The following is a 19,495-nucleotide window of genomic DNA, read 5'->3' as shown; positions in this document are numbered from 1 at the left end:
GGACCCGTGACCCGCGTGCTCCTCGACGTCGACACGGGCATCGACGACGCCCTCGCCCTGCTGACCGCCGCGCTCTCGAACGAGATCGAGCTCGTCGGGTGCACGGTCGTGTGGGGCAACGTCGACGTGGCGCAGGGCGCCCGCAACACCTCCGAGGTGCTGCGGCTCGTCGGGCACGGCGACGTGCCCATCGCGGTCGGCGCCGCCGGCCCGCGGAACGGCGCGCGAGCGGTCTTCTCGCCCGAGGTGCACGGCGCCGACGGGCTGGGCGGATGCGCCGACACGGGGCACGTGCCGGAGCTCGCGGCCGAGAGCGCGGTCGAGCTGCTGCTGCGGCTCAGCCACGAGCACGCCGGCGCCCTCGAGATCGTCGCCGTCGGGCCGCTCACCAACCTCGCGGCGGCGCTCGACGCCGACCCGACGCTGCCGGAGCGCATCCGCCAGGTGACCGTGATGGGCGGCGCCGCCCTCGCCCCCGGCAACGTGTCGGAGACGGCGGAGGCCAACATCTGGCACGACCCGGAGGCGGCGCAGGTGGTCTTCGACGCGCCGTGGGAGCTGACGATGGTCGGGCTCGACGTGACGATGACGTCGCTCATCACCGACGCGCACCGCGAGCGGCTCGCAGCCGGGGGAGCGGCGGGGCAGTTCTGCGACCGGATCCTCGACTTCTACCTGCACTACTACGAGGGCTACACGGGGCAGCGCGCGTCGGGCAACCACGACGCGCTCGCGCTCGCGGTCGCGACGGGGCTCGTGCGCACGACGCTCTCGCCGATCGTCGACGTGACGGTCGACTGCGGCGACGGGCCCTCGCGCGGCCGCACCGCGACGACGCTCGAGGGCGCGTGGGGCGAGTGGCCCGAGCGCGAGGGCGCCCGCCACCGCGTCGTGATGGAGGTCGAGCCGGGCTTCGAGGAGCGCATGGTCGACCTGATCGCGGCGGCGCCGTAGCGCCCGCTCGCCAGCGGGACCCGATCGACCCGACGGGACCCGGTGCACCGGGTCCCGTTCGGTCGAAGGGGTCCCGGGAGCGCTACGCGACCCGGCCCATCCGCCGCACCGCCTCCTCGAGCACGTCCGGGCGGGTGCCGAGGTTGAGGCGCACGTGGTTCTCGCCGCCGGCGCCGAAGGCCTCGCCGGCGTTCAGCCCGACGCGCGCCTGCTCCAGGAACGCCTTGGCCGGCCCGGTCGAGAGCCCCACGTAGCCCGGGTCGGCGACCGATCCCGGCTCGGCGACGCGCGTGCCCCGGCAGTCGAGCCACGCGAGGAACGTCGCCTCGCCCGGTCGCCAGCGGATCGACGGCGCGTGCTCGGCCAGCAGGCGCGCGAGCAGCGCCCGGTTGCCGCGCAGCCCCGCGAGCACCTCGTCGAGCCAGCCGCGGCCCTCGTCGAACGCGGCGACGTGCGCGATGGACGCGAGGTGCGACGGCCCGTGGCTCACGACCTCCGCGATCTCGCCGAGGTCCGCGCCGGTCTCGGCGCCGCCGACGATGAGGGCGGTGCGCAGCCCGGCGAGGTTCCAGGCCTTCGACGCGCTCGTGAGCGAGAAGCCGTGCGGGTCGACCTCCCAGTAGGGCGTGAACGTCGCGTCGAACAGCAGCGGCGCGTGCACCTCGTCGGAGATGACGCGCACCCCGTAGCGCGCGGCGACCTGCGCGAGCGCCTCGAGCTCTGCCCGGGTGTGCACGGTGCCGGTCGGGTTGTGCGGGTTGCACAGCAGCAGCACCGCGCCCGCGTCGCCGACCCGGGCGCACGCATCCTCGATCCCGCTCAGGTCGAGCCGCAGGTCGTCGCCGAGCGGCGCCTCGACCACCCGCCGCTCGGCGTGCGCCGAGTAGGCGTGGAACGGCGGGTACACCGGGCTCGTCACGATCACCGCGCCGCCGGGCGGCGTCAGGAGGCGGATGAGCTCGAACGCGCCCATCATGACGTCGCTCACGAGCGCGGTGCGCGAGACCTCGACCGAGGCGCCCCAGCGGTCGGCGGCGAAGCGGCCGAACGCCTCCGCGTAGCCCGTGCCCCACGGGTAGCCGGTGTCGCCGCGCAGCATCGCGTCGTGCACGGCGCGAGTGATGGGCTCAGCCGGCAGCACATCCATCTCGGCCACCCACAGCGGCAGCACGTCGGGCTCGAAGAAGCGCCACTTGATGCTCGTGCGCTCGCGCAGCCGGTCGAGGGGCACCTGCTCGAAGGGGTTCACCATGACCCCATCCTGAACGCTCGGCCGGTCCGGTGCCAGGCCCGGCGGAGCGATCAGGCCAGGGGCGGGCCGCGTCAGGCGACCTGCTCGAGCAGCCCCGTGTCGACGTCGTAGAGGAAGCCGCCGATCTGGGCGCGCTCGCCGATGAGCGGGTGCGACCGCACGCGGTGCACGTCCTGGATGATCGACAGGCGCTGGTGCTCGATCGCGCCGAGGTCGAGCCACGAGGCGTCGACGCCCGCGGCCTGCGAGATGTCGACGAGCAGCTCGCGCTCCGACTTCGAGGCCATCGCGCAGCGCGTGTGCTGCACGAGCAGGATGCGGTCGACGTTCAGCAGGTTGACGCCCAGCACGAGCGCGACGAGCGTGCGCTCGGTGGCGCGCCCGCCGGGGTTGCGCAGGATCTTCGCGTCGCCGGGCTCGAGCCCGATCATGCCGAGCGGGTCGATCCGCGAGTCCATGCAGGTGACCATCGCGACGCCCGACTTCGCGACGCCGTCGAAGCCCTGCAGGGCGAAGGTGGCGGCGAAGTCCCGGTTGTGCTGGAGGAGGTCGTCGAAAGCGGAGTCCATGCTCACAATCTAGGGCCGCGTGCGAGCATGGCCCGCATGGAGATGCGCGCCCTCGCCCAGCAGATCGATGCGATCTCGCTCCGCTACGCCGAGGTCTACGGCTTCGAGCGCGACGCGGACTGGCTCGTGCTCAAGCTGCAGGAGGAGGTCGGCGAGGTCGTGCAGGCATGGCTCGCGAAGACCGGGCGGCAGCGCGACAAGGGCCACAGCCCGGAGGAGATCGATCGCCGCTTCGCGCTCGAGCTCGCGGATGCGGTGGGCATGCTGCTCGCGCTCGCGGAGGCCACGGGGGTCGACATCGAGCAGGCGATCGACGAGAAGTGGCTCGTCTGGGACCGCCGCGTCTCGCAGCGGGCCGGCGAGCACGACGCGCCCCAGCAGGACTGAGGCGGCACGGGTTAGCCTCGGGGGCATGACGCAGACCGCCATCATCGTCGGTGCAGGACTCGGCGGGCTCGCCGCCGCCCGCGGCCTCGAGGCCGCCGGCTGGCAGGTGCGGGTGCTCGAGGCGGCCGAGCGGCCACGCACGACAGGTGCGGGCATCGCGATCGCGAGCAACGGCCTCGAGGCGCTCGACGAGCTCGGCGTGGGCGACGAGGTGCGCGACCGCGCCGTGCGCTCGATGCCCGAGGGCGTCTTCACCGATCAGGGCTCGCCGCTGCAGCAGGGCTCGACCTTCGACTCGAGCGCGCTGCACGCGCTGCACCGCTCGACCCTGCTCGACATCGTCGGCGGCGGCCGCGAGGTCGAGACCGGCATGCGCGTCGTGGGGGTGACGGATGCGTCCTCCGGCGCGCGCCCGTCGGTCACGATCGAGCACGGCGCGGCCGATCCCGACGCCACCGACGCGAGGCTCGAGCGGCAGCAGCGGCAGGACCGCGCGCGCGGCATCCGCCTCGGCCGGCGGCTCCAGCGGGCCCTCGAGCCCGGTGACGACCCCATCGACCGGCGCGCCGAGCGCCGCGCCACCAAGCAGCAGGTGCGCGAGTCGCGCGAGTCGCGCTTCGAGACGATCGAGGCCGACCTCGTGATCGGCGCGGACGGCATCGACTCCGCCGTGCGGAAGGCGCTCTGGCCGAAGGCGGCGACCGACTACTCGGGCGCCACCTGCTGGTACGGCGTCGTGCAGGCGGAGGCCGACTCGCCGAGCGGGATGCGGCAGTACGTCGGCAGCGGCGCCGAGTTCGGCATGGTGCCGATCGACGGCGGCCGCGTCTACTGGTGGGGCATGGCGCACGCCCGGATGGGACGCACGTCGCGCGACGAGCTCGAGGCGGCGCGCGAGCGGTTCGACACGTGGGCGCCCGAGGTGCGCGACCACATCGCCGCCACCCCGCAGGCCTCGGTGATGCGACGCGACCTGCACTGGCTCCCCACACCCCTGAAGTCCTTCCACCGGCCCGGCGTGGTGCTGCTCGGCGACGCCGCGCACGCGATGCTGCCGACGCTCGGCCAGGGCGGCAGCCTCACCCTCGAGGACGCCGCGACGCTCGGCATCCTGCTGCAGGACCATCCGCTCGAGCAGGCCCTGCGCGCCTACGACAGCGAGCGCATCCGCCGCACCGACCGCTTCAAGCAGCTCTCGCACCGCCTCGCGCGCGTCACGACCGAGACGCGCAGCTCGGTGCTCGTCGCCGCGCGCAACGGCGCCTACAACCTGCTGCCGACCACGCTCGCCGAGATCGCCGGCGACTGGATGCTGCACTGGCGCAGCCCGCGCGCCAAGCGCTGACGCGACCCCTGAGGCGACCCCTGGTGCCGCCGGGCGCGCGGCTGGACAATGAGCCATGGCCGACGGAGGCACTGCAGCAGCGCCGGAGTCCGACGCGGCCCTCGGGCGCCGCGCGCAGATCCTCGCCACCGAGCACTGGGGGCTGCTCGCCGCCCGCGGCACGGCGCAGAGCGAGGTGCTCACCCGCATCACGATCTTCCTGACGCTCGTCTCGGCGGGGCTCGTGACGATGGGCCTGCTCGGCCAGGTGTCGCGCTTCTCGGGCTGGTTCTCGCCCGCGATGCTCGCGATCCTGGCGTTCCTCTGCGTCATCGGGCTCATGACGCAGCTGCGGGTCGTCAACGTCGCCGAGGAGGAGATGATGTACGTCGTCGCGATGAACCGGCTGCGCGGCGCCTACGTCGACCTCGACCCGCACGTGCGCGAGGTCTTCCTCGCGGCGGTCACCGACGACGAGGCCGGCATGGAGCGCACCTACTCGTTCCTGCGGCGCCGCAGCGTCTTCAGCCACCTGTTCGGCAGCTCGCCCGTGCTCATCATGGTGGTGAACGCGTGCGTCTACGGGCTGCTGGCCGGCGCGCTCGTCGACGTCGTTGCGGAGGTCGGATGGGCCGTGGCGGCCGGCGTCGTCGTCGGGCTCGTGTGGGCCCTCGTCTCGATGCGCTCGGGCTACGCGCACTACCGGGACACCTGGCGCGACTACACGCCTCGGCGCTCGAGCGGCGCGGTCGCATACAGGGATGGGTAGTTCTCCCCATCGACGGCTCCTAGGGAGCGCGCGTACGGTGAACGCACGGCCCGGCTGGGGCCCCGCGAGGGGAAATTCGGGCCATGACAGGGTCTCGGCGCTGCGGCGACGGGATGCAGAGGGAGCCCAGTCTTTTCTGGAGGGGCAGATGCGCGGCGCGCTGTGAGGCGGCCGTCCGATACGGGGCTCGACCATCGGTCGGGCCCCGTTCTCCGTCCCCGGCGCCGATCGCGCTCCTAGCGCTCGGCCGCGGCGAGCTCGGCGAGCAGCAGCGGGAAGACGTGCTCGCGGTTGAGCGGCGCCTCCGCCTCGTCCTCGACGCCGATCGCGGGCACGATCCACCGCACCGCCTCGATCTCGGCCTGCGCCCTCGGCTCGATCGCATCGCGCGTGCGGAAGACGCTCGCGCGCAGGGCGAAGCCGGCCTCATTGGCGGCGCGCGTCTCGAAGTCGCCCATCGGCTCGATGCGCTCGAGCGCGATCTCGACGCCCAGCTCCTCCCGCACCTCGCGCACGGCGCACTCGGCCGCGGTCTCGCCGGGCTCGGGCTTGCCGCCGGGCAGCATCCAGGCGCTGGTGCCGCGCTTCCGCACCGTGAGCACGGCGCCGTCGGCGCGCTCGAAGCAGATCGCCGAGACGGTGATGACGCGCATGCGACCAGGCTAGGCCGCGCCGAGCCCGGCCGGGCGGAGCCCTCAGCCCGCGTTGCGGGTGATGAGCTTCGAGAGCACGATCGCCGAGCGGGTGTGGTCGACGGTCGCGGCGGCGCGCACCTTCTCGAGCGCCTCCTCGAGGGCGATGACGTCGCGCGCGCGCATGATCACGATCGCGTCGGCCTCGCCCGTGACGGTGCCGGCCTCGACGATCTCGGGCACGCCCGAGAGGATGCGCTTGAGGTCGCTCGGCGACACGGTGCCGCGGCAGAAGAGCTCGACGTAGGCTTCGGTGGCGAGGCCCTCGACGGCCGGGTCGACCTGCACGGTGAAGCCGCGGATCACGCCGTCAGCCACGAGCTTGTCGATGCGGCGCTTGACGGCGGAGGCGGAGAGGCCGACCTCGGCGCCGATGTCGGCGTAGCCGGCCCGGGCATTGAGGCGCAGCTGATCGATGATGCCGTGGTCGATCCGATCCATATGCAGGATTCTACGGTCACGATCGGCCAGATCGCAAGAAACATGCGTGCTGACCCCCACTGATGCGTCGATTGTTTGCGACCCTGGATGGCATGCAGCATGAGATGACCCACGCGCGCCCCGAGACCGCGACCCCCTCCGACGCGTCCCGCACGGCCGCCCAGAAGACCGTGCTGATGTGCCGTCCGGCGCACTTCGACGTCACCTACCGCATCAATCCCTGGATGGATCCCGACCAGCCCACGAGCGCCGACCTCGCGGTCGCGCAGTGGCAGACGCTCGTCGACGCCTACGAGCGCCTCGGCTTCGACGTGCACCAGATCGAGCCCGTCGAGGGCCTCAACGACATGGTCTACGCGGCCAACGGCGGGCTCACGCTCGACGGCAAGGCCTACGGCGCGCTGTTCACCTACGAGCAGCGCGTGCCCGAAGGCCCCGCCTACATGCGCTGGTTCGCCGAGCAGGGCTTCGAGGTGCACGAGCCGAAGCACATCAACGAGGGCGAGGGCGACTTCCTGCTCTCCAACGGCACGATCCTCGCCGGCCACGGCTTCCGCACCAGCCTCGAGTCGCACGACGAGGTGCGCGGCATCTTCGACCGCGAGGTCGTGAGCCTGCGCCTCGTCGACCCGGCGTTCTACCACCTCGACACGGCGATGGCCATCCTCGACGAGACGAGCATCGCCTACCTGCCGAGCGCGTTCGACGACGCGAGCAGGGCCGAGCTCGAGCGCCGCTACCCCGACGCCATCCTCGTCGACGAGGCCGACGCATCCGTGCTGGGCCTCAACTCGTTCGGCGACGGCCGCACCATGGTGATCGCCGAGCGCGCCGAGGGCTTCGCGCGCCAGCTCGCCGAGCGCGGCTACGAGACGATCGGCCTCGACCTGAACGAGCTGCTGCGCGGCGGCGGCGGGATCAAGTGCTGCACCCTGGAGCTGCGACGATGACGGAGGCGACGATGACGACGGAGACGACGACGGATGCGTCGACGGGCACGGCCCTGTCGGCCGCGACCGAGCGGGCGATCGAGCAGGTCGAGGCGCACGCCGCGCACAACTACCACCCGCTCCCGGTCGTCGTGGAGACGGCGGAGGGCGCGTGGGTGACCGACGTCGACGGCCGCCGCTACCTCGACTGCCTCGCCGCCTACTCGGCGGTGAACTTCGGCCACGGCAACCGCCGCCTGCTCGACGCCGCGCACGCGCAGCTCGACCGCGTCACGCTCACGAGCCGCGCGTTCCACTCCGCGGCGCTCGGGCCGTTCGTCGAGGCGCTCGCCGCGCTCGCCGGCAAGGACATGGTGCTGCCGATGAACACGGGCGCCGAGGCGGTCGAGTCGGGCATCAAGGTGGCCCGCCGCTGGGCGTACCAGGTGAAGGGCGTGCCCGCGGGTCAGGCCGAGATCATCGTGATGGAGGGCAACTTCCACGGCCGCACCACGACGATCGTGTCGTTCTCCGACGACCCGGAGGCGACGACCGGCTACGCGCCGTTCACGCCCGGCTTCGTGCGGGTGCCGTTCGGCGACGCGGAGGCGCTCGAGGCCGCGATCACGCCGAACACGGCCGCGGTGCTGCTCGAGCCCATCCAGGGCGAGGCGGGCATCAACGTGCCGCCGGCCGGCTACCTGCAGCGCGTGCGCGAGATCACCGCGCGCGAGCGCGTGCTCATGATCGCCGACGAGATCCAGTCGGGGCTCGGCCGCACGGGCGCGACGTTCCAGTGCGACAACGAGGGCGTCGTGCCGGACGTCTACCTGCTCGGCAAGGCGCTCGGCGGCGGCGTCGTGCCGGTGTCGGCCGTGGTCGCCGACGAGGACGTGCTGGGCGTCCTCACGCCGGGCTCGCACGGCTCGACCTTCGGCGGCAACCCGCTCGCGGCGGCCGTCGGCCTCGAGGTCGTGCGGATGCTCGGCGAGGGCGAGATGCAGGCGCGGGCCCGCGAGCTCGGCGCCCGCCTGCACGCGGGCCTCGGCGAGCTCGTCGGCCACGGGGTCACCGCGGTGCGCGGTGTGGGGCTGTGGGCCGGGATCGACATCGATCCGGCCGTCGGCACCGCCCGCCAGGTGTGCCTGCGGCTGCTCGAGCGGGGCATCCTCGCGAAGGACACCCACGGCCAGACGGTGCGCCTCGCGCCGCCGATCGTCATCGAGGAGCGCGACCTCGACATGCTCGTCGATGCGTTTCGCGAGGCCGTCGGGGCGTAGCCCCGGCGACCGAGCGGGTCGAGGAGCCGGCCCTCCCGGCCGGCGTCGCGAGACCAAGAGGCCGTCGGGGCGTAGCCCCGGCGACCGAGCGCGCTACGGCTCCGGCGTCGAGTTCATCGGGTCGAGCGCCACGCTCTCGCCGTGCACCGGCCGCTCGAGGTCGGGCTGCGCCTCGTCGCCCATCACCGAGGTGCCGTCGGAGAGCGTCGTCGAGATGAGGCCGAAGACGTTGCCGTCGGGGTCTGCGAGGTACGCGAGCCTCCCGACCTGCGGCATGTCGGTCGGCGGCAGCGCGCCGGTGCCGCCGAGCTCGAGGCCCCGCGCGTAGGTCGTGTCGGCGTCGTCGACGGCGACGACGAGGTTGGCGCCGTTGACCGGCGACCCGGGCGCGGGCGCCGGCCCCTCCCGCTGCGTGAGCCCGCCGTTGATGCCGCTGCCGGGCTCCGTGAGCGAGCGCGAGCCCTCGCCGGTCGCGATCGTCCAGTACGGCACCTCGCCGAACCGCTCGAAGCGCCAGTCGAGCAGCTGCGAGTAGAAGTCGATGAGCCGCTGCGGCTCGCTGGCGTGGATCTCGAAGTGCACGACGAGGCTGCTCATGGCCGCGACGGTACGCCGGGCCGCGCACAGGCGCCAGGGGCAGGATGGGCCGATGCGCACCCGCTACCGCTTCGACCACGCCTGGCACCTCGACACGGGGGCGGATGCGGTGCTCGCGCTGCTCGAGGACGTCCCGGGCTACGGGCGCTGGTGGCCCGGGGTGCGCGTGCTCGGCGCCGCGCCGGCAGCCCGGGCCCGCGCCGCCGACCTCGAGGTGCGCGCTCCGGCCGGGTACCGCATCCGCATCTCCATCGCCGAGGAGGCGCGCGCCGACGACGAGCTGCGCGCGAGGATCCGCGGCGACCTCGACGGCTGGAGCGCCTGGCGCGTGCGGCCCGAGGGCGTGGGCACCCGGGTGGCCTTCGCGCAGGAGGTCGAGGCGCGGAAGCCCCTGCTGCGCCTCGCGAGCCCCGTGCTGCACCGCGTGCTCGCCGCGCAGCACGCGACCGTCATGCGGCGCGCCGAGCAGGGCATGCGCGCCGCGCTCCGACTGGACTGACGGGCGATCCGGCGTAGGCTCGCGGGGTGGCTGACAGCATCCTCCTGGGGCGCGCGCCCCGACCGACCGACGGCGCCCAGCTCGCCAAGCGCATCCGCACCCTCGTGATCGCGGCGGAGCCGGCGGGCATCGCGTGCACCTCCGGCATCGAGGCCGAGCTCGACGGCGCCGACGTCGTGCGGCTGCACCTCGACCTCACGGGCTTCGTGCTCGCGGGCGAGCACGACCGCGACCGCGTGCGGCTCGAGCCGCAGGGGGCGACCGTCGCGCGCGAGCCGGCCGTGCTGCGCGACCTGCGCGTGCACAGCGACCCGATGCGCGTCTCGGGCGCCGAGGTGACGCTCGAGGCGAGCCTCGCCGACGTGCCCTTCGCCTGGATCGAGACCGACAACCGCGAGCTCGCGGTCGAGCTCGGGCGGCCGAGCGCCGCCCGGCCGCTGCACGGGCACGCGCGCGTCTCGGTGCCGAAGGAGCAGCTGGGCCGCGCCGTGCTGGGGCTCGCCGAGTCGGCGCTCGCCGAGCGGGGCATCTCGGTGTCGCGGCTCGACATCGACGTCGAGGCGACGGGGCCGCGCGACCTGCGGCTGACGCTCGACGGCAAGGTGCGGAAGGGGCTGCTCGGCGCCTCGGTGCGCGGCTCGGCGAGCGCCTCGATCGACGACCGCATGGGCGTGACGCTGACCGACATCCACGTCGACAGCGGCAACCCGCTCGTCGCGGCGATGCTGAGCGCCGCCCGCGGCCGCATCGAGCGGTTCGAGGGGCGGCGCATCGACCTCGCCTCGGAGCTGCCGGAGGGCATCCGCGTCGACGACGTGCAGGTGACCGTCACCGACGCGGTGACGATCGAGGCGCGGCTGGCCTGAGCACGGCGCCCGGCCGACGGTCGCCGCCTCAGGCGTCGACGAGCTGGCCGGCCGATCGCGTCGCGGGCGCGATGCGGAACCCCGCGTCGGCGAGCCGCCGCTCGGTCTCGACGGAGTCGATCCAGTCGAGCGCCGGGAACTCCCCGAGCGGCACGACCGAGTGCAGCACCGTCGTCGGGTAGACGTGCACGAGGTTGAAGGCGCGCGCCCCGTCGCGGCCGCGGGTGCCGCCGACCGGCACGTTGAGGTCCTGGGTGTAGCAGGTGGCGGATGCGACCGAGACGGGGATGCCGGCGAAGGTCGCCGTCGAGGAGTAGTGCAGGTGCCCCGCGAGGATCGCCCGCACGTCGGAGCCGGCGAGCACCTCGGCGAGGCTGGCCTGGTCGCGCAGCTCGACCGACACGGCGAGGTCGAGCACGCTCGGCACCGGCGGGTGGTGCATCGCGAGGATCGTGCCGTGCGGCGCGCGCGTCGCGAGCACCTCGGCGAGCCACGCGCGCTGCGCGGGGGAGACGGCGCCGTGGTGGAAGCCCGGCACGGTGGAGTCGAGGGTGATGATGCGGAGGCCGTCGAGCTCGACGACCGAGTCGACGGGCGCGTCGGAGGCGGGCTCGTCGAGCAGCTCGGCGCGGAACGCGCGCCGGTCGTCGTGGTTGCCCATCACCCACACGACGCGCGCGCCGAGGTCGGCCGCGACGGGGTCGACGATCGCGCGGAGCCGCCGGTAGGCGTCGGGCTCGCCGTGGTCGGCGAGGTCGCCGGTGAAGACGATCGCGTCGGGACGGGCGCCGGATGCCTCGAACTCGGCGAAGAGCCGCCGCAGGTGCTGCTCGCTCGGCACCCTGCCGTAGAGGCTGCCGCCGCCGGCGAGCAGGTGCGTGTCGGAGATGTGGAGGAGGAAGTGGTCCGGCCGGGGGTGCTCGGCCGTGCGGTGTGTCACGGGTCGTCCCATCCGATCTCTCGGTTCGTGCGCAGCGTCGGGCACTGCTGGAACGCTAGCCCAGCACGTGCCCGAGAACGTGGCGTGAACGCGGCGTGTATGCAGGTCGAACGGCGCCCGATGGGGCCAGGAGCCCCGGCAGTACCATGGAGGCGTCCCCCAGAGGCAGGAGCCCTTCCAGACGTGAGCAGCGAGCGAGAGCACGGCCCCGGTGCCGCGAGCGCGTTCTCGCGCTCCGACCCCCACGCAGAGCCCGGCATCCGCGTCTCCGACGCGCCCGAGCTCGTGCTCGTGCCCTCGGGCGGGCGCTTCGACCGGTTCGACCGCGACGACGTGGTGGTGCGCAAGGGCCGGTACGCGCTCGCGAACGGCCACAGCACGCCGCACGAGTCGATGGTGGAGGACCTCCTCGCGCTCGGCGCGGCGCTCGACGCGGCCGACATCCCGTTCCTGCTCGTGCGCGACGACGACGGCCGGCCGATCGTCGCCGTCGACCGCGCGCGCCGCAAGCAGCTCGCGGCGGTCCTCGCGGGCGCCTTCGCCGACGAGCCCTTCTACGCCGAGGCGATCGCGCCGGCGAAGGCCGCGCACCACGGCCCCGTGCTGCTCGCCGACGGCCGCCTCGCCGGGCACCGCAAGGCATCCGCGATGCGCGTGTACCGGCCGCGCGTCGAGCCCGCCGGGCGCCTGCGGTACGGCCGCGAGACCGCCGTGCAGCTCGAGCTGTGGCGCTTCGGCGACGACACGATCGTGGCGCCGCTGCCCAACGCCGTCATGCGCGCGACCATGCCGCGCCACGAGGCGATCGACGCCACCGTGGTGCGCTACGGCCGCGAGTGGCAGACGATCCAGGACATGTGGGAGCCGCTCGCGAGCGACGTCACCTTCGACATCGACATCGTCTTCTCCTGGGTCGACGGCTCGAGCGACGACTTCCAGCGCGAGCGGGCGAAGCGGATGCAGGCGTACGTCGTGGGGGAGGGCGACGACTCCGAGGCGCGCTTCCGGCAGATCGACGAGCTGAAGTACGCGCTGCGCTCGGTGCACATGTACGCGCCGTGGATCCGCCGCATCTTCATCGCCACCGACTCGCCGGCGCCGGCGTGGCTCGCCGAGCACCCGCGGGTGACGCTCGTGCCGGCTGAGGCGATGTTCGCCGACCCGTCGGTGCTGCCGACCCACAACTCGCACGCGGTCGAGGCGCAGCTGCACCGCATCGAGGGCCTGAGCGAGCACTTCCTCTACTCCAACGACGACATGTTCTTCGGGCGCGCGCTCAAGCCCGACCTGTTCTTCTCGCCCGGCGGCATCACGAAGTTCGTCGAGGCGACCACCCGCATCGGGCTGGGGGAGACCCACCCGGAGCGCTCGGGCCACGACAACGCGGCGCGCTCGAACCGCCGGCTCCTGCGGGAGCGCTTCGGCGCGGTGACGACGCGGCATCTCGAGCACTGCGCGGCGCCGCTGCGCCGCAGCGTCATGGCCGAGCTCGAGGCGGAGTTCCCCGAGGACTTCCGGCGCACGACGGCCGCGCGCTTCCGCTCGGCGACCGACATCTCGGTGACGAACTCGCTGTACCACTACTACGCGCTCGTGACGGGCCGGGCGGTGCAGCAGACCGCCGCGAAGGTGCAGTACATCGAGACGACGCTGCGGAAGGCGCTGCCGGCCATGGAGCGGCTGCTGCGCAAGCGCGACCAGGACATGTTCTGCCTCAACGACGGCTCGTTCCCCGAGATCTCGGTGGAGGAGCGCACCCGCGCGGTGCGCGAGTTCCTCGAGCACTACTTCCCGATCCCGGCGCCGTGGGAGCGCGATCGTCCCGTCGAGGCCGCGGAGCCCCGCACCCTCTGGCTCTAGCCGAGCGGCGCGATCGGCGCCGCGACAAGACGAGTCGCCACGCGACGGCGAACCATCCGACCTTCGCTCGTCTACATGGAGCGCCGCCCTCCGACTCGACGGGCGAGAGCCGCGCGCGCCGGCTGCATGGATGCGCGAACATCCGATCTCTGGCACGCTAGAGCGCGGATCGAAGGAGCTCGCACATGATCAGCGCCACCCTCGGGGTCGACGTCGGCACGTCCAGCACGAAGGGCGTGCTCGTCGACGGCTCGGGCGTCGTGCTCGCGACCGCCGTCCGCGAGCACACCGTCGACCGGCCCGCACCCGGCCACGTCGAGATGGATGCCGAGCGGTGGTGGAGCGAGCTCGTCTCGATCGTGCGCGAGCTGCTCGCCGCGGTGCCCGACGCCGAGCCGGTCGCGGTGGGCGTGAGCGGCATGGGGCCGTGCGTCGCGCTGCTCGACGGCGCCGGCGCGCCCGTGCGCCCGGCCATCCTCTACGGCGTCGACTCGCGGGCCGGCGAGCAGATCGAGCGCATCACCGCCGAGCTCGGCGCCGAGGCGATCGTCGCCCTCGGCGGCAGCGCCCTCACCTCGCAGGCCGCGGGGCCGAAGATCGCCTGGATCCGCGAGCACGAGCCCGAGGCCTACGCGCGGGCCGAGTCGCTCGCCATGCCCGCGTCGTTCCTCGCGCTCCGCCTCACGGGCGAGCTGCTGCTCGACCACCACTCGGCGAGCCAGTGCTGGCCGCTCTACGACCTCGACGCCGCGACCTGGGACGACCGCGCGTGGGAGGCCGTCGCCCCCGGCATCGCCCAGCCGCGGCTCGCGCTGCCGGCCGAGGCCGCCGGGGTCGTCACGGCCGAGGCGGCGCGCGAGACGGGCCTGCCCGAGGGCATCCCCGTCGCGCTCGGCACGATCGACGCCTGGACCGAGGCGGTGAGCGCGGGCGCCACCCGCAGCGGCGACCTCATGCTCATGTACGGGACGACGATGTTCCTCATCGCGACGACGGATGCGCGGCCGAGCGCCCCGGGCATGTGGACGACGCGGGGCGTCGGCGCCGGCTCCTACTCGCTCGCCGGCGGCATGGCCACCTCCGGCGCGATCACGACCTGGATCCGCGACCTCGTCGCCGGGAGCGACTACGCGACGCTCACGCGCGAGGCGGCCGAGAGCGGGCTCGGTGCGCGCGGCCTGCTGATGCTGCCGTACTTCGCCGGCGAGCGCACGCCCGTGCAGGATCCTGACGCCCGGGGCGTCGTCGTCGGCCTCAGCCTCGAGACGACCGCCGGCGACCTGTACCGCGCCGCGCTCGAGGCCACCGCCTTCGGCGTGCGCCACAACATCGAGGTCATGCGCGAGGCCGGCACGCGCATCGAGCGGGTCGTCGCGGTCGGCGGCGGCACGACCGGCGGCCTCTGGACCCAGATCGTCTCGGACGTCACGGGCCTGCCCCAGGTGCTGCCGAGCGTGACCGTGGGGGCGAGCTTCGGCGCCGCGTTCCTCGCCGCCGGCCTCGTCGGGACGCCCGACATCGACGACTGGAACCCGCCGTCGCACATCGTCGAGCCCGACCAGGGCCGGCACGCCGCCTACGGCCGCCTGTACCGCCTGTACCGCGACCTCTACCCCGCCACCCGCGACATCGCCCACGCACTCATCGACTCGCGTCGCACCGACGCCCACTGAGAGGACCGACATGACCACCGCCTACGCCATCCCCGAGCGCCGCACCTGGCCGGAGGCCGCGCCCACCACCGTCTACACCGTCGCCTCCGGCGACCTGCGGCTCGCCGCCAACACCACGTGCTGGCCCGCGCAGCAGGCGTTCGAGGAGCAGGTGCGGGAGGCATTCGCCTCGCACGGCTGGGAGACCGAGCGCGCCCACGGCGTCGACCCCGAGACGGGGCACGGCTTCATCGACTCGCAGGCGCGCGGCATCGAGGTCTTCCGGGCGGTGCCGAAGGACGCGCCGGTCGTGGTCGTCGACGCCGTCTGGCAGTACAGCCACCACGTGCTCGCAGGGCTCCGCGCCCACCGCGGGCCCATCCTCATCGTCGCCAACTGGGAGGGCCAGTACCCCGGGCTCGTGGGCCTGCTCAACCTGACGGCGAGCCTCACGAAGGCCGAGATCGAGCACTCGATCCTGTGGAGCCGCGACTTCACCGACGAGTGGGCGCGCACGAAGCTCGGCCAGTGGCTCGAGACCGGCACCATCGACCACGACACGTCGCACGTGCGCGACCTCGGCGCCGTCCCCGACAGCGACGAGGCCCGCCTCGGCACGGCCCTGGCCGAGCAGCTGCGCGACGACCACGCGGTCATCGGCATCTTCGACGAGGGCTGCATGGGCATGTACAACGCCATCATCGACGACGAGATGCTGAACCCCACCGGCATCTACAAGGAGCGCCTCTCGCAGAGCGCGCTGCTCGCCGAGATGGCGCTCGTGCCCGACGGCGAGGCCGAGGCCGCGCTCGCGTGGCTCGAGCAGGCGGGGCTCACCTTCCACTGGGGCCAGGACGATGCGACCGAGCTCACGCGCGAGCAGGTGCTCAGCCAGATGCGCATGTACATCGCGGCGCTCCGCATCGGCGACGACTACGGCGTCGACGCGATCGGCATCCAGTACCAGCAGGGACTCAAGGACCAGTGCGCCGCCTCCGACCTCGCGGAGGGCCTCCTCAACAACGTCGAGCGCCCGCCGGTGCGCTCGCGCGACGGCGAGCGCGAGCTGTGGGCCGGGGCGCCGCTGCCGCACTTCAACGAGGTCGACGAGGGCGTGGCGGTGGATGCGCTCGTCACCAACCGGGTCTGGACCGCGATGGGCTTCGACCCGGCCACGACGCTGCACGACATCCGCTGGGGCGAGGAGTACGACGGCGAGTTCGTCTGGGTCTTCGAGATCTCGGGGTCGGTGCCCGCGAGCCACAACGGCGGCTACGACCGCTCGTACTCGATGCGGCAGGTGCCGATGTTCTTCCCGAAGGGCGGCGGCACGCTCTCGGGCGTCTCGAAGCCGGGCGAGATCGTCTGGTCGCGGGTGTTCGTCATGGACGGCGCGCTCCACGCTGACATCGGCCGCGCGCACGTGGTCGAGCTCCCCGAGGAGGAGACCCAGCGCCGCCTCGACTCGACCGACCACCAGTGGCCGATCATGCACGCGGTGCTGCACGGCGTCAGCCGCGACCAGCTGATGGCCCGGCACAAGTCGAACCACATCCAGGTGGCGTACGCTCCCGACGCCGAGGCCGCCGACCGCGCCCTCGCGGCGAAGGCCGCCATGTTCGCGGGCATGGGGCTCGAGGTGCACCTCTGCGGCGACGTCGCGCTCTGAGCCGGCACAGCGCCACGTCGCCGGAGGCGGCCGGTCGGATGTCTTCCGACCGGCCGTTCCGCGCCGACGGCGATGCCGCGCGGCGGGACGCCGTGATCGAACCGTTATCCGCTCGTGATGGAGCGGAAGTAGCGCGACGGCGCGGCGTTAGATACATTCAGATACAACTTGCGGTGGATGCGCCAGTGTGGGCATCATAGGTCGGATCTTTCCGGCAGTCGGAAGTCAGCAGAGTCCTCCAACGAAGCAGGTACGACGTGACAGCAGCGCTCCTCGAGGTCGAGGGCATCAGCAAGAGCTTCCCGGGCGTCCGGGCGCTCCACGAGGTGCAGTTCAGCCTGCACTCCGGCGAGGTGCTCGTGCTGGTCGGCGAGAACGGCGCCGGCAAGTCGACGCTCATGAAGATCCTCTCGGGCATCTACCAGCGCGACACGGGCTCGATCCGCGTCGACGGCCAGGAGGTCGAGATCCCCGGCCCCGCGGCCGCGCAGGCGCTCGGCATCAGCATCATCCACCAGGAGATGAACCTGATGCCCGACCTGACGGTCGCGCAGAACATCTACATCGGCCGCGAGCCGCGCAAGGGGCCGTTCCTCGACGAGCGCGGCCTCAACCGCAAGGCCCAGCAGCTGCTCGACGACCTCGGCATCAAGCTCGACGCCAAGCAGCGCGTTGGCGACCTGACCGTCGCCAAGCAGCAGATGGTCGAGATCGCCAAGGCGCTCTCGTTCGACGCCCGGGTGCTGATCATGGACGAGCCGACGAGCGCGCTGACCGACACCGAGGTCGAGACGCTCATCGGCCTCATCGAGAGCCTGAAGGCCAAGGGCACCGGCATCGTCTACATCTCGCACCGCATGGAGGAGCTGAAGCGCCTCGCCGACCGCGTCACCGTGCTGCGCGACGGCGAGTACATCGGCACCCTCGAGCGCGACGAGATCGACGTCCCCACGATCATCGAGATGATGGTCGGCCGCCACCTCGACGAGGGGGCGCGGCCGAAGGCGAGCGAGCACCTGCGCGACGAGGTCGTGCTGCGCGTGACGGGCCTGTCGACGCGGCAGCTGCTGCGCGACGTGAGCTTCGAGCTGCACCGCGGCGAGATCCTCGGCTTCGCCGGGCTCATGGGCGCCGGCCGCACCGAGACCGCGCGCGCCATCATCGGCGCCGACCCGCGCAGCGCCGGCACCATCGAGGTCAACGGCCGGCAGGTGTCGATCAAGCAGCCCGCGGATGCGGTGCGGCACGGCATCGGATACCTCTCGGAGGACCGCAAGCGGCTCGGCCTCATGCTCGAGCAGAGCGTGACCTTCAACACCGCGCTCGCCTCGATGGGCACCTTCACGGGCCCGCTCGGCGTCGTGCAGCAGGGCAAGGCGCGCACGACGGCCGAGCGCTACGTCAAGGACCTCCGCACGAGGACGCCCTCCACCGAGCAGGTCGTGAAGCTGCTCTCGGGCGGCAACCAGCAGAAGGTCGTCATCGCCAAGTGGCTCGCGCGCGACTGCGACATCCTCATCTTCGACGAGCCGACGCGCGGCATCGACGTCGGCGCGAAGGAGGAGATCTACCGCCTCCTCCAGAAGCTCGCCGAGGACGGCAAGTCGATCATCGTCATCTCGAGCGAGCTGCCGGAGGTGCTGCGCCTCGCGCACCGCATCGTCGTGATGGCGAACGGCCGGGTCACCGGCACCCTGGCCAACGAGGACGCCAGCCAGGCCAAGATCATGGAGTTCGCGACCCACCTGGTCGCCGATGAGCAGGGAGCAGCATGAGCCAGACGACCCAGAGCCCCGCCGACGCGCCCTCCGACGAGGCCGTCGCCAAGGAGCGCGGCGCCCGGGCCGCGCTCTGGCGGAAGGGCCTCCAGCAGGGCCTGGCCTTCGGCACGCTCGTCGTGCTGCTGCTGTTCTTCTCGATCGCGAGCAACAACTTCTTCACCTGGTCGAACATCTCGGGCATCCTGCTCGCGACCGCGGTGATCGGCATCCTCGCGCTCGGCACGACCTTCGTCATCACGACCGGCGGCATCGACCTCTCGATCGGCACGGGCATGACGCTCGCGGCGGTGATGACCGGCATCGTGGCCGTGAACCTCGGCCTGCCGCTCATCTTCGGCGTGCTCGCCGGCATCGCGACCGGTGCGCTCATGGGCCTCATCAACGGCCTCAACGTCGCGTACCTGAAGCTGCCGCCGTTCATCGCGACGCTCGCGATGATGATGGTGGCGCAGGGCCTCGCGCTCGTGATCTCGGGCGTCCGCCCGATCTACTTCTCGGGCGTGCCCGGCTTCAAGAACATCGCCCTCGGCACGCTCATCCCGAGCCTGCCGAACGCCGTGCTCATCATGTTCATCCTCGCGGCGGTCGCCTACTTCCTGCTCAGCAAGACCGTCTTCGGCCGCTACACCGTGGCGATCGGCTCGAACGAGGAGGCGACGCGGCTCTCGGGCGTCAACACGAACCGCTGGCTCGTCACGATCTACACCGTCGCGGGCGTGTTCACCGGCATCGCCGGCGTCGTGCTCGCCGCCCGCCTCGACTCGGCCCAGCCGCAGCTCGGCGTCGGCTACGAGCTGCAGGCCATCGCGGCCGTGATCATCGGCGGCACGTCGCTGCTCGGCGGCCGCGGCTCGATCGTCGGCACGCTCATCGGCGCGCTCATCATGAGCGTGCTGATCAACGGCCTGCGCATCATGTCGATCCAGACCGAGTGGCAGAACGTCGTCGTCGGCGTGGTCATCGCGATCGCCGTCTTCGCAGACTCCCTCCGCAATCGCAGAGGGCTCTGACCCCAAGCCCCGCGCGGCGGCCGT

At 72.8% G+C, this 19,495-nt stretch carries 19 protein-coding genes; 13 read left to right on the top strand and 6 right to left on the bottom strand.

Annotation, left to right across the window (positions count from 1 at the left end):
* Window positions 1-6: 6 nt before the first annotated feature.
* Complete coding sequence (locus AC1RNL_RS05855; RefSeq protein WP_492934705.1) at window positions 7-954, top strand: nucleoside hydrolase; 948 nt, start codon at window positions 7-9, stop codon at window positions 952-954.
* A gap of 82 nt (window positions 955-1,036) precedes the next feature.
* On the opposite strand, the gene AC1RNL_RS05850 is transcribed toward AC1RNL_RS05855, so the two are convergent.
* Together AC1RNL_RS05850 and AC1RNL_RS05845 are read right to left on the bottom strand one after the other, a co-directional pair.
* The gene (locus AC1RNL_RS05850; RefSeq protein ID WP_310123023.1) at window positions 1,037-2,206 is read right to left on the bottom strand and encodes a MalY/PatB family protein; all 1,170 of its coding nucleotides are present in this window, start codon (window positions 2,204-2,206) and stop codon (window positions 1,037-1,039) included.
* A 71-nt stretch (window positions 2,207-2,277) separates the two neighbouring features.
* On the bottom strand, window positions 2,278-2,775 hold the full coding sequence (locus tag AC1RNL_RS05845) for a beta-class carbonic anhydrase (protein ID WP_128189097.1): 498 nt from the start codon (window positions 2,773-2,775) through the stop codon (window positions 2,278-2,280).
* A gap of 36 nt (window positions 2,776-2,811) precedes the next feature.
* Between AC1RNL_RS05845 and AC1RNL_RS05840 the strand changes: the two genes are divergently transcribed.
* The 3 genes from AC1RNL_RS05840 to AC1RNL_RS05830 are packed head-to-tail and all read left to right on the top strand — an operon-like array spanning window position 2,812 to window position 5,255.
* A complete protein-coding gene (locus AC1RNL_RS05840) occupies window positions 2,812-3,162 on the top strand; it encodes a nucleoside triphosphate pyrophosphohydrolase family protein (protein WP_205649614.1) in 351 nt (116 codons plus the stop codon).
* Window positions 3,163-3,187: 25 nt separating this feature from the next.
* Entirely contained in the window at window positions 3,188-4,507 is a 1,320-nt protein-coding gene (locus AC1RNL_RS05835; protein ID WP_164877081.1) for an FAD-dependent monooxygenase, read from the top strand.
* Between the two features lie 55 nt (window positions 4,508-4,562).
* On the top strand, window positions 4,563-5,255 hold the full coding sequence (locus tag AC1RNL_RS05830) for a hypothetical protein (RefSeq protein ID WP_146354503.1): 693 nt from the start codon (window positions 4,563-4,565) through the stop codon (window positions 5,253-5,255).
* A 236-nt stretch (window positions 5,256-5,491) separates the two neighbouring features.
* Here AC1RNL_RS05830 and AC1RNL_RS05825 read toward each other — a convergent pair whose 3' ends face one another.
* Both AC1RNL_RS05825 and AC1RNL_RS05820 read right to left on the bottom strand, forming a co-directional pair.
* Entirely contained in the window at window positions 5,492-5,908 is a 417-nt protein-coding gene (locus AC1RNL_RS05825; protein WP_128189094.1) for an NUDIX hydrolase, read from the bottom strand.
* 42 nt (window positions 5,909-5,950) lie between these two features.
* The gene (locus AC1RNL_RS05820) at window positions 5,951-6,388 is read right to left on the bottom strand and encodes an Lrp/AsnC family transcriptional regulator (RefSeq protein WP_128189093.1); all 438 of its coding nucleotides are present in this window, start codon (window positions 6,386-6,388) and stop codon (window positions 5,951-5,953) included.
* Between the two features lie 92 nt (window positions 6,389-6,480).
* On the opposite strand from AC1RNL_RS05820, the gene ddaH reads away from it, so the two are divergent.
* Both ddaH and rocD read left to right on the top strand, forming a co-directional pair.
* On the top strand, window positions 6,481-7,338 hold the full coding sequence (gene ddaH / locus AC1RNL_RS05815) for a dimethylargininase (protein WP_492934704.1): 858 nt from the start codon (window positions 6,481-6,483) through the stop codon (window positions 7,336-7,338).
* Between the two features lie 11 nt (window positions 7,339-7,349).
* Window positions 7,350-8,597, top strand: a complete 1,248-nt coding sequence (gene rocD, locus AC1RNL_RS05810) for an ornithine--oxo-acid transaminase (RefSeq protein WP_492934703.1) — start codon at window positions 7,350-7,352, stop codon at window positions 8,595-8,597.
* A 93-nt stretch (window positions 8,598-8,690) separates the two neighbouring features.
* Here rocD and AC1RNL_RS05805 read toward each other — a convergent pair whose 3' ends face one another.
* Window positions 8,691-9,194 (bottom strand): VOC family protein, encoded by a 504-nt coding sequence (locus tag AC1RNL_RS05805; protein WP_492934702.1) that lies wholly within the window; start codon window positions 9,192-9,194, stop codon window positions 8,691-8,693.
* A 52-nt stretch (window positions 9,195-9,246) separates the two neighbouring features.
* Here AC1RNL_RS05805 and AC1RNL_RS05800 point away from each other — a divergent pair, with 52 nt between their 5' ends.
* Both AC1RNL_RS05800 and AC1RNL_RS05795 read left to right on the top strand, forming a co-directional pair.
* On the top strand, window positions 9,247-9,693 hold the full coding sequence (locus AC1RNL_RS05800) for an SRPBCC family protein (RefSeq protein ID WP_164877080.1): 447 nt from the start codon (window positions 9,247-9,249) through the stop codon (window positions 9,691-9,693).
* A gap of 26 nt (window positions 9,694-9,719) precedes the next feature.
* Window positions 9,720-10,559 (top strand): LmeA family phospholipid-binding protein, encoded by an 840-nt coding sequence (locus AC1RNL_RS05795; protein ID WP_128189090.1) that lies wholly within the window; start codon window positions 9,720-9,722, stop codon window positions 10,557-10,559.
* A gap of 28 nt (window positions 10,560-10,587) precedes the next feature.
* Here the strand turns inward: AC1RNL_RS05795 and AC1RNL_RS05790 are convergent, their stop codons facing one another.
* Complete coding sequence (locus tag AC1RNL_RS05790) at window positions 10,588-11,499, bottom strand: phosphodiesterase (RefSeq protein ID WP_240671290.1); 912 nt, start codon at window positions 11,497-11,499, stop codon at window positions 10,588-10,590.
* A 183-nt stretch (window positions 11,500-11,682) separates the two neighbouring features.
* Here AC1RNL_RS05790 and AC1RNL_RS05785 point away from each other — a divergent pair, with 183 nt between their 5' ends.
* From AC1RNL_RS05785 to AC1RNL_RS05765, 5 genes are all read left to right on the top strand, one after another.
* Entirely contained in the window at window positions 11,683-13,359 is a 1,677-nt protein-coding gene (locus tag AC1RNL_RS05785; protein WP_492934701.1) for a stealth family protein, read from the top strand.
* A gap of 185 nt (window positions 13,360-13,544) precedes the next feature.
* Complete coding sequence (locus AC1RNL_RS05780; protein WP_492934700.1) at window positions 13,545-15,032, top strand: FGGY-family carbohydrate kinase; 1,488 nt, start codon at window positions 13,545-13,547, stop codon at window positions 15,030-15,032.
* Between the two features lie 10 nt (window positions 15,033-15,042).
* On the top strand, window positions 15,043-16,680 hold the full coding sequence (locus AC1RNL_RS05775) for a fucose isomerase (RefSeq protein WP_492934699.1): 1,638 nt from the start codon (window positions 15,043-15,045) through the stop codon (window positions 16,678-16,680).
* Between the two features lie 257 nt (window positions 16,681-16,937).
* On the top strand, window positions 16,938-18,455 hold the full coding sequence (locus AC1RNL_RS05770; RefSeq protein ID WP_492934698.1) for a sugar ABC transporter ATP-binding protein: 1,518 nt from the start codon (window positions 16,938-16,940) through the stop codon (window positions 18,453-18,455).
* The gene (locus AC1RNL_RS05765) at window positions 18,452-19,471 is read left to right on the top strand and encodes an ABC transporter permease (RefSeq protein ID WP_492934697.1); all 1,020 of its coding nucleotides are present in this window, start codon (window positions 18,452-18,454) and stop codon (window positions 19,469-19,471) included. Before AC1RNL_RS05770 ends, AC1RNL_RS05765 begins: the two co-directional genes overlap by 4 nt.
* Window positions 19,472-19,495: the final 24 nt, after the last annotated feature.

This window comes from Agrococcus sp. GW821-FHT14H11, assembly GCF_058803545.1.
The sequence above is the reverse complement of the archived record's forward strand: the minus strand, read 5'-3'. Positions and strand labels throughout refer to the sequence as shown.